The organism is Frankia canadensis, from assembly GCF_900197875.1.
GTDB lineage: Bacteria > Actinomycetota > Actinomycetes > Frankiales > Frankiaceae > Frankia > Frankia canadensis.
Genome location: NZ_FZMO01000140.1, coordinates 1 through 9936, shown reverse-complemented (window position 1 = coordinate 9936; position 9936 = coordinate 1). Strand labels below are relative to the sequence as shown.

Below are 9936 nucleotides of genomic sequence, written 5' to 3'. Positions count from 1 at the left end.
GCCCACCCCCATCAACGCCCCGAGGGCGGGACTGGCGCGGGCGAGCTCCACCGCGTCGGCGCCCGCCGCCGCCACCTTGCGCGCACGCAGCTCCCGCGCCACCGGCTCGGGCTCGTCCGCCATCCGGCGCATCCAGTCGTCGGACAGGCCGCGCAGCAGGGCCAGCGGGGCGGCGGCGTCCGCGGCGCACCGGCCGCGGACGACGGCGGGTGTCGACGTCAGGCCGCGCGTGGCCAGCAGGTCCATGATGAGGGCGGTCTTGCCGACACCCGCCTCGCCCGCGATGGTCACGACCCCGGACTCACCGGCCATGCAGCGATCCCAGGCGCGTGACAGGATCCGACGCTCGCGGTCGCGGCCGATCAGCTGGCCCGCGCTGAGCCGGACCGGCGCGTGGCCGTCGCCCGCGCCCGTGCCCGCGCCCGAACCGCTGGGCGCGAACGGCATGAGTGCGGCGATGACCTCCCGCGCCGACTGGAACCGGTCGTCCGGCTCCTTGGTCAGCAGCCGGTGGACGACGGCGGCGAGCTCGGCGGGCACGTCCGCGCGCGACTCGGCCAGCGGGCGGGGCTCCGCCACCGCGTGCTGGCGGAGCAGCTCCGCGACGTCGTCCGCGGCGAACGGTGGGCGGCCGGCGAGGCAGGTGTAGAGCACCGCGCCGAGGGCGTACAGGTCCGTACGCGGATCGACCGGCCGCCGCAGCACCCCGGACTGCTCGGGCGCGCCGTACACGAGCGTCCCGACGGCACGATCCGACGGCGCTTCACCGGCCCGGGTCATCAGCCCGAAATCGAGCAGGACGGCCCGGCCGTCCTCGCTCATCATGATGTTCGCGGGATTGACGTCCTGGTGCACGAGGCCGCGCTGGTGGGCTTCGGACAACGCCGCGGCCACATCACGCGCCATCCGTGCGGCGTCGGTGATTCCCAGCGGCCCGGCCGTGAGCCGCGTCCGCAGCGTTTCCCCCTCCACCAGGTCCATGACCAGGTAGGGGCGGTCCTCGACATGCCCGGCCGCCCATACCCGAGCAATGTTGGGATGCCGGATACAGGACAGGATCGTCGCTTCCCGGGCAAATGTCCGGGCAATGCCGTTGTCGGGAGCGATCGCCTGCAGGGCAACTTTCACGGCGTACTTCCGGGACGCCCGCTGCGCCCGATAGACGACGGAGTACGAGCCGCGACCTATCTCCGCTCCCATCTGCAGCCCAGGAACTTCCAGTCGCGCCACCCGGTCACCTCGCCGCCCTGTCTCCGGACGCCGTACGCGGCAATTCTTGCTCGACCTGGGACTGATCGCACTTCGGGTGGACGTCGAGGGGTCTGTCGCGGCCCGTCTCGTGAGCGAGACCGTGCGCCCGTGCGTCCGCGTGGTCCGGGCGGGACGGCACCGGCAGCGGGTCCGGCTCCGATGCGCGTGGCCGCAGGTCGCCCGGCCGGTCCTCACCGGCCGGGGCGGCCGGCCGGGCGCCCGCCGGATCGGCGGCGGCGCCCGGGACGGGCCGGGAACCGCCGGGAAGGAGGCGGGCGATCGCGTCGGAGTGCGAGGCGGCGAGAGGGCCGATCACGGCGAGGATCAGGACGTAGCCGGCGGTGAAGGGCGCGATGCGGGCGTCGAGGCCGGCGGCGGCCGCCAGTGAGGCGACGATCAGCGCGAACTCGCCGCGGGCGAGGACCGACAGGGTGATGGTGACCGCCGCGGTCATGTCCATGCGGTGGATGCGGGCGGCGACGAGGCCGGCGGCCGCGTTCAGCACCAGGGTCAGGACGATCGCCGCCAGCACGGGCCCGGCGACGGACCACACGTCCGCCGGCGCGATCCGCAGGCCGAACGCGAAGAAGAACAGCGCGCCGAACGCGTCGCGCAGCGGCACGACGAGTGGCCGCACCCGCCCGGCCACCGGGCTCGCGGCGAGGATGAGCCCGGCCATGAACGCGCCGATGGCATCCGAGACGCCGACCAGCTCCGCGCCGCCGGCCACGAGCACCGCGAGGCCGACGAAGCAGACGACGAGCAGGTCGTCATCGGGGTCGTCGACGAGCCGCGCGACGGTCCGCGCGCCCCACCGGGCGAGGGCGGCCAGCGCGAGCAGGAACGCGAACCCGCGCCCCACCTGCAGCGCCAGGTCTGTCATGCCGCTGGACCCCTTGATGATCGGCTGCAGCAGGGCCAGATAGAACGCGAGGAAGACGTCCTCGACGACGATGATCCCGAGGATCAGCGGGGTCTCCCCGCGGTTCATCCGCCGCAGCTCGAACAGCAGCTTGGTCACGATGGCCGACGACGAGATCCCGACGATCCCCGCCAGCGCGACGGCCTCGCGCTCGCCCCAGCCGAGCAGATGGCCGAACAGCAGGCCGCCGCCGACGTTGAGAAGCAGATAGCTGCCGCCGGCGAACAGCAGCCTCCGCCCGCCGCCGATCAGCTGATCGAGGTGGAACTCAAGCCCCAGGGAGAACAGCAGGAAGATCAGGCCGAGCGCGGCGAGGACCTTCAGTTCCCCCGGATCCTCGAACAGGACGAGTCCCGGAGTGTGCGGGCCGAGCAGGATTCCGGCGGCCATGAACACCGGAATGGTGGGCAGACCGATCCGCCTGCCGGCGCGGGCGAGCAGACCCGCGGCGAGAAACGAACCTCCAAGTGCGACCAGGGACCGTCCCAGCTCCACATACCCTCCTCGTCCGTGCCGGCCCGGCTGATCATGTGTCACTGGCCGGCTGATCATGCAGTCGGTCGGTTGCGGCGAACGTCTCGTCGTCCGCTGTCGTCAGGGGCCTCGACGCCGTCGACATCGGGTATCGACATCGGCATCGGCGTCGGCGGCGTTGTTGTCGTCGGCGTCGTGTCGATCAGTGCTGCTCGGTGGCGCGGCCGCGATCCCGCCGCGGACGTCGGGCGCGTCCCGGTCCAGGGCCGTCCCGTCCGGGAGGCGGCCCGGCCGGCGGAGCCGGGCGGCGCGTCTGCCACCCAGACGGCGTCCACGAGCACGTCCGGCGGCCCGAGGGGCGGACATGATGCCGCCTCCTCTCGGCGTGATGCCCCGTTTGCGACAAAGGAAACGGGCGAGCGGCGTGGCTCACACCGCGGTGCCGCCGGCGCGACGCCTCGTGCACTCCTCGGCACCAGGAACGGATGGGGCGCGGTCGTCAGGCCGGCGACCTGCGGCGACAGGGAGGAATGCGGTGGCCCGCGTCCTGGTCGGTTCGGTGCCTGTTCGAGCGAAATGGGCGAAACGCTAGGCTCTATTCCGCGGGGGTCAACCGGAATCCGAGGGGGCCACGGCAGTGACGGGTGTGGGTCGGCACGAGCCGACCGGCAAGTGGTGGAAATCTCTCGCGGAGGAGCGCGTACCGGTGGAGCTGAAAATCGATCAGCCGCACACGGCCCGCATGTATGACTATTACCTCGGGGGCAAGGACAACTACCCCGCCGACCGGGAGGCGGCCGAGCAGGCGATCGCCACGTTCCCCACGCTGCGCACCACCGCCCGCGCGAACCGGTCCTTCCTGCACCGGGCCACCCGGTTCCTGGCCGGCGAGGCCGGGATCCGCCAGTTCCTGGACATCGGAACGGGCATTCCCACCAGTCCTAACCTGCATGAGGTCGCGCAGGAGATCGCCCGGGAATCCCGCGTCGTCTATGTCGACAACGATCCCATCGTGCTCGCCGCGGCCCGCGCGCTACTGACCGGCACCCCCGAGGGGCGCACGGCCTACCTGGAGGCCGACCTGCACGACCCGGCGGCCATTCTCGCCTCCGCCGCGCTGCGTGAGACCTTCGACCTCGGTCGGCCGGTCGCGCTGTCCCTGATCGCCGTCCTTCACTTCTTCCCCGACGAGCGTGGGCTGCGGGACATCGTGCGCACACTGACAGGCGCGCTGCCCGCCGGCTCCTATCTCACGATCAGCCATGCGACCGGGGACTTCGCCCCCGAGCGGATGGACGAGCTCATCGGCATCTACCGCCGGCGCGGGCTGGCCGCCCAGGCCCGCGGCCGGGCCGAGATCGCGCGCCTGCTCGATGGGCTCGACCTGGTCGACCCGGGCATCTCCGTACTGCACCGCTGGCGGCCGGACTCCTCTGACGAAGCCGGCCTGACCGACGCCGAGATCGCAGGCTACGGGGTCGTCGCCCGCGTGCCCTGACGCCGAGAGGCCCACGCCGTCGCGTGCGGCGGGCGGAAGGGACGCCCCCCGAACGGCCCCTGGGGGACATGCGTCCCCGCAGGGTCAGCAGGCGGCGCTGGCCGACATCCCGTAGCCGCGTGCCAGTGGGCGGCCGGCGGGCGACGTCGTCGCCACCGGGAGGTGCCCAGACGGTGGGATCGCGCCGGTGAGCACCGCGGCCAGCGCCGTGATCGAGGCAGGGTCGGCGGAGTAGGTGGCCAGCCAGGCCGCGGGTGCCGGCGGTGCGTGGTACGGCGCGCCGGTGGACACGACGATCGAGCCGGGGGCGGCCCGCGCGGCCGACCCGTCCCCGGCCACCGTGACCGTCGCAGCCGCCCGTCCGCCGTTCGCCGGCGCCGCGATGCCCCGCGCCGCGAGGGCCGCGCGCAGCCGGGCCGCCGCCGTGGACGTGCCGACGACGGTCGCCGTCGAACCGGCGCGCAGAGGTAGGGCGCCGCAGTTCCGGGCCAGCAGCGTCACCGATCGGGACGCGATGCGCGCGGCCACGGCGGCACCGTCGGCGGCCGGTCGGGGCGACGCGTGCGCCAGGCGCCACTTCAGCCGCAGCACCCGGCGCACCGATTCGTCGACCCGGCCGGCGGGGACCCGCCCGGACCGGACCGCGCCGAGCAGGCCGTCGCGCGCCGCGACCAGATCCGGCGGCATGAGCAGCAGGTCGACGCCGGCAAGCACGGCCCGCACCGCCGCCTCGCCGGGGGAGTACCGCTTCGTGATCGCCGCCATGTTCAGCGCGTCGGTGACGACCACGCCGTCGAAGCCCAGCTCGTGGCGCAGCAGCGTCGTCACCGTCGCCGTGGACAGGGACGTCGGCGTGGCGGCGTCGAGGGCGGGAACGAGCAGGTGACCCACCATCACCATGGGCACTCCCGCGGCGATCGCCGACCGGAAGGGGGCCAGGTCCACCGCGGCCAGCCGCTCCCGCGACGCCGTCACCAGCGGCAGGTCCAGATGGCTGTCGACGGAGGTCGACCCGTGGCCGGGAAAATGCTTCGCCGCCGCCGCGACCCCGGCCGACGAGAAGCCGCGCACCGCGGCGGCGGTGAAGCGGGCGACGGCGGCGGGGTCGTCACCGAACGATCGTTCGCCGATCACCGGGTTCGCGGGGTTGGTGTTCACGTCCGCGTCCGGCGCGAAGTCGACGTTGACACCGAGCCCCCGCAGGTCCGCCCCGGTCACCCGGGCGGCGTCACGCGCGTCGTCGACCAGGCCACCCGCGCCCTGCGCCATCTGGTCGGGCAGCAGCGTCACCCCGTCCCGGATCCGCAGCACCGGCCCCTGCTCCTGGTCGGCGGCGACGAGCAACGGGATGGCCGACGCCGACTGGAGGCCCGCCGTCAACCCACGGACCTGGGCCGGTCCGACGATGTTGTCGGGCAGCGCGCCCGGCCCCGTCCCACCGGCGTCGAACAGGGTGACCCCACCGAGCCCGAGCGAGCGCACGGCGTCGGCCGCCGTGTCGGCGTGGGCCACGAGGCGATTGCCGGCGACGGCGCGCGGCGCCCGGTCCCCGGCGGACGTCCCGAACACGTAGCCCATGAGCAGCTGGCCGATCCGCGCCTCCAGGCTCATGCCCGCGAGCGTGGACTCGACCCAGCGCGACGCCGCGGCGTCGTCCGCCGCCAGCCCGTCGTCCAGCCCGCCGCCCGGCGCCTCGGTCGGCGAGGCCGGCCCGCCGGTGGCCGTCGAGCCGCCCGCCGCGGCACCGGCGGGCGAGGGGGTGATCGACCCCTCGGTGCCGATCGCGCGGCCGAGCGCCTCCCGTCGTGGGGCCTGCTGCCGATCACCGTCGGCGGAGCCGCCGCCCGCCGGGCGACACCCCGCCGCCACCAGGACGCCGACCACCAGCAGCGCCGCGGCGCACACCCGGCGCATCCGGCGACTCCGGTGCGTCCGGGGCGTCCGGCCGTGTCGGCGCGCGGCGTCGGAGGTCCCCGCGGGCACGGAGCTGGAGGGGACATTCATTGCCAAAAGGTTACGCGCACGGCGATCTCCGACCGCCCGGGCCGAGGCCGGACCAGCCGCCACCCGCCGACGGAGATGTCAGCGTGGCATGGCCGCCCGTCGCACGGCGGGGACCTCGCCGTCCGGGCTACCCACCCGACGTGTTCGCATTCTGCTAACAGTCGTCCAGCCGACCTCGCACGGCAGCCGGTCCCGCTTCGCCCGATTTGGCCTCTGCCATGGCCGGCAGGCCGGTGGCCAGGCAGAACGCAGATCGCCGCGGCTCGCAGACGGAAGCCGGGCGGACCGCCGTTCGCTGCGGGGGCAGGGTTCGCAACGCCTGGATGGGGGGGAACGGGACAACCTGTGCCCGCCAGCCGCCCGCCGGCATGTCACCCTGTGAGGTAGCCAGTGTTCGACGAGCTGGGGAACATGCGGCTCTCGCCTTCGGGCGCGAGGGACCATGGTGGGATCGAGGAGGCGTGGCGACCTATCTGCTCGGCCTGGGAGCCGCGGTCTGTTTCGGCGTCGCCGCCGTCATCCAGCAGCGGGTGGCCTTTCGCGCGCCGCCGGGTGACGTCCTGCGGCTGCGGCTGCTGCTCTGGCTGGTGCGGCGACCGCTGTGGGATCTCGGTGTCGCCATCGGCGGCCTGGGCAGTCTGCTGGCAGCCGCGGCGCTGACGCACGGCGCGGTGGCACTCGTCGAGCCTCTGCAGATCTGCCAGCTGCTGTTCGCCCTGCCGCTCGCCGCCCTGCTCGCCCGGCGCGTCGTCCCCCGGCGGGACTGGCTGTCAGCTGCGGCGACCGCCATCGGCCTCGCCCTGTTCGTATGCGCCGGGAAACCGGACTCGGGCGATGCCCGCGCCGCCACGACCGTCGGCTGGGTGACGACCGGCGTCGTCGTCGGGCTGCTGGTGTTCTGGGCCGTGTGGGGCACCCGGCGGCTGGCCGCCGTGCGGCGCGCGCCGCTGCTGGCCGCGGCCGCGGGCCTGCTGTCAGCGCTGCAGGCCGCGATCGTCAGCGGCGCCGGTCATCTCCTGACCGCGCAGGGAGCCGACGCGCTCGCTCGTTCCTGGTTCCCGTGGGCGGTGGCGGCAGCCGCCGTGATCAGCGCGGTCCTGGCGCAGAGTGCCTACGAGATGGCGCCGCTGCCGGCCTCGCTGCCCGCGTCGGTCAGCGTCGAGCCACTCGCCGGCGTGGTGATCGGGGTGACCCTGCTCGGCGGGGGGCTGCGGCTGGCGCCGCTCGCCATCGTCGCCGAGATCATCGGCCTCGTCGTGATGACCGTCGGCGTGCGGACGCTGGCCAGATCGCCACTGATCACCGGGCAGTTGTCACGGCTGGCGGCCCGCCAGGCCCAGGGTCGCCTGTCGCGGCTGGAGGAGCAGGTCCACCACGACCTGGAGCGGCTGCGCCACGACCTGCGGGCAAGCCGGCGGACCGGCCCGGCCAACCCGGCGATCCGGCGACTGCGCAAGCGGCTGAGCCGCGACCTCGACCGCATCGGCGAGGAACTCGCGAGTCTCGCCGACGAGCGGGACAGGTTCGAGCAGCAGTTGCGCTCCCAGCCCCCGGTCGAGGTGGCCCCCGCTGTCGCGACGCGGGCGGTGGGGCCGGGCCTGCCCGCTCGGGGCGCGGCGGCAACCCGCTCCGTGCAGGCCGAGGGCGACAGCGTGCCCGCCACGGCGGTGGCGGCCGTGACAACGGTGAAGGCCGTGCGCCGCGACGGCTCGGTGCGCGGCAGGCGTCTCGCTCGAGGCGGCCTCGCCCGGCTACCGCGAGCTCCCGGGCACCAGATGGCCGGCGTGAGCAGTGGGGCGGGCGCGGCCTACGGTGCTGGTGCTGGTGCTGGTGCTGGTGCTGGTGTGGGTGGTGGCTCCGGGCGAAGCGGCGGCGCCGCTTGTGGCGACCTGCCCACCCAGCCGCTGCGGCGGGGGCGGGCGCGCACCGTGCTCGGCGACGACCTGGTGCCCGTCGACGGTCTGCTCGCAGCCCGCCGCGAACTTGACGCCCGTGCCGAGGATCTGCGTCGGCAGGCGGATCGACTGCGTCGCGCCACCCGCCGGATACTCGCTCAGCACGGCACAGCCTGAGCCAAGCCGCGGGCGTGCTTCCATCGGTTGGACCGGCGCGCGGGCCACCAGATCGACCACCGGGGTACGCGCGGATGGAGCCGGCTCAGCGGCGCCCTCGCCGGAATCCGGGCAGCAGCGTCTGGACCAGCGCGTCCGTCTCCGCCTCGGCCCGACCACCCCGGCGCGAGCCGCCGGCACTGATCGAGCGGTACATCTCCGTGACCACCGCCTCCAGGGTCCGCCGGTCGCCTCTGGCGGCGACCGTGCGCAGCAGGTCTCGCCAGAGCACCTCCGAGGTGGGCACGGCCCGAAGCCCGGTCCGACAGGCGGCCATGGCCGTCATCGTGTCCCCGAAGCCGAGGGTGAGGCCGGCGAGCCGGTGGGCCACGTCGACGACGCCGGCCCGGGTGCTGCGCGCGATCGGCCCGGTCGTCGCCCACCGGTACCGATCGGCGGGCAGAGTCGTCCACAGTGGACCGCTGACCATCCGCAGCGCGGTGGTGAGGTCCACCTCGGTGTCGCTGCCGACCATGTCAGCCCGGTGGCTGTAGGCGACGAACAGCTCCCAGTCACAGCGCACCTCGGCGCTCAGCCGCCAGTGGCCCTGTGTGTCCGCCGTGAGCCTGGGGCGCCCCTCGGCGTCGACGCCCAGCCAGTGCCGCGCCCGGTCCAGGGCGGTGTGCACGGCGTCGACGTCTCCCGCATCGGCGCCCGCGAACGTGATCTCCTGGGTGAGCTGCTGCTGCGGCGCTCCCTCCCGGTGCAGGGCGAGGTAGACGACGAGCTCGGTGAGCAGGTCGAGGTCAACCGTCGGCTGCGGGCCCGGCGCCTCGACCGTGGGCGTGCCGAGGACCCGCACCTGGGCCTCGCCGGTGGCCTCGGGCTCGTCCATGCGGGCCGGGTCGTGCGTCGCGGCGCCGGCTCCAGCGGCCGCGGGTCCGGAGATCCCGGTAGTGATGGGTGGTCCGCCACGGCGAGGCGGATCCGGGATCGTCGGATCCCCATCCGTGTAGGTCGGGCTCGCCGACGGCCGCGCGGATGCGCCGGTCGGCCAGGCGGTCGTGCCCGGCTGGTTCGCGACGGCTGGACCGACCGAGCCGACCGGCGGGATCGGGGCAGGCGTCGCGGGACCTGAGGGTGGCACGGTTTCGTTGGGTGGCGGTACGGGCGGGCGTGGCGGGAGGACCGGGCGAGGGGGCGTGGGAACCCGCTCGGGCGGCACGCCGTACTGCTGGGACGGTGCGGGTCGGCGTGGCGTCGGCTCGGGCGTCGGTGTCGGCTCGGGCGTCGGTGTCGGATGGGGCGGCCCCGAGGCAGGGCGCGGCGGTTGCGGCATGGGGGGCGGTTGCGGCACGGGCGGGAGTGGGTGCGTGGACGCGGGGGACGGGTTGGCACCGGCTGGTTGGGTGACCGCGGTCGGCCGCGCCTCCCCGGCCGCGAACTGGCCGGCCTCCCGGTTGGCCCGCATGCGCGGGGTTTCGAAGTAGAGGACGGGTGGGACGCGGGGGAGGTCGGTGGGCCGGATCCGTGGTCGCCCCGGAGTGAACAGCAGTTGCGCGGCAGCGCCGGCTCTGGGCGGCTCGTCGGTGGACAGAGAGGCAGCCCGCACTGTGGGCGACGTGTTCTGGCTGTCCGTGACCACCCCTGGGCCGGCAGTCCCGGGCCTGGGGGTGCCGTACAGCCGGAGCGGAGTCAACGGCCGGCGGATCGAGCGCCGCCTACCCCGCCGGGAC

Annotated in this window: 6 protein-coding genes; 2 read left to right on the top strand and 4 right to left on the bottom strand. The window is 74.6% G+C overall.

The window, feature by feature from the left end; all coding sequences use genetic code 11:
- The coding region (locus tag C1A33_RS13580; RefSeq protein ID WP_133150663.1) for a serine/threonine-protein kinase at window positions 1–1230 on the bottom strand (1230 nt) is incomplete at its 3' end.
- Between the two features lie 4 nt (window positions 1231–1234).
- Complete coding sequence (locus C1A33_RS13575) at window positions 1235–2668, bottom strand: cation:proton antiporter (protein ID WP_243407517.1); 1434 nt, start codon at window positions 2666–2668, stop codon at window positions 1235–1237.
- A gap of 616 nt (window positions 2669–3284) precedes the next feature.
- Between C1A33_RS13575 and C1A33_RS13570 the strand changes: the two genes are divergently transcribed.
- On the top strand, window positions 3285–4145 hold the full coding sequence (locus tag C1A33_RS13570; RefSeq protein ID WP_101831882.1) for an SAM-dependent methyltransferase: 861 nt from the start codon (window positions 3285–3287) through the stop codon (window positions 4143–4145).
- Between the two features lie 84 nt (window positions 4146–4229).
- On the opposite strand, the gene C1A33_RS13565 is transcribed toward C1A33_RS13570, so the two are convergent.
- Entirely contained in the window at window positions 4230–6059 is a 1830-nt protein-coding gene (locus C1A33_RS13565; RefSeq protein ID WP_101831881.1) for a glycoside hydrolase family 3 protein, read from the bottom strand.
- Window positions 6060–6610: 551 nt separating this feature from the next.
- On the opposite strand from C1A33_RS13565, the gene C1A33_RS13560 reads away from it, so the two are divergent.
- Window positions 6611–8221, top strand: coding sequence for a DMT family transporter (locus C1A33_RS13560; protein ID WP_243407516.1), 1611 nt, complete (start codon window positions 6611–6613; stop codon window positions 8219–8221).
- Window positions 8222–8306: 85 nt separating this feature from the next.
- Here the strand turns inward: C1A33_RS13560 and C1A33_RS13555 are convergent, their stop codons facing one another.
- Window positions 8307–9095: an AfsR/SARP family transcriptional regulator gene (locus tag C1A33_RS13555; RefSeq protein WP_133150662.1), complete on the bottom strand. Its 789-nt coding sequence runs from the start codon at window positions 9093–9095 to the stop codon at window positions 8307–8309.
- Between the last annotated feature and the right edge of the window lie 841 nt (window positions 9096–9936).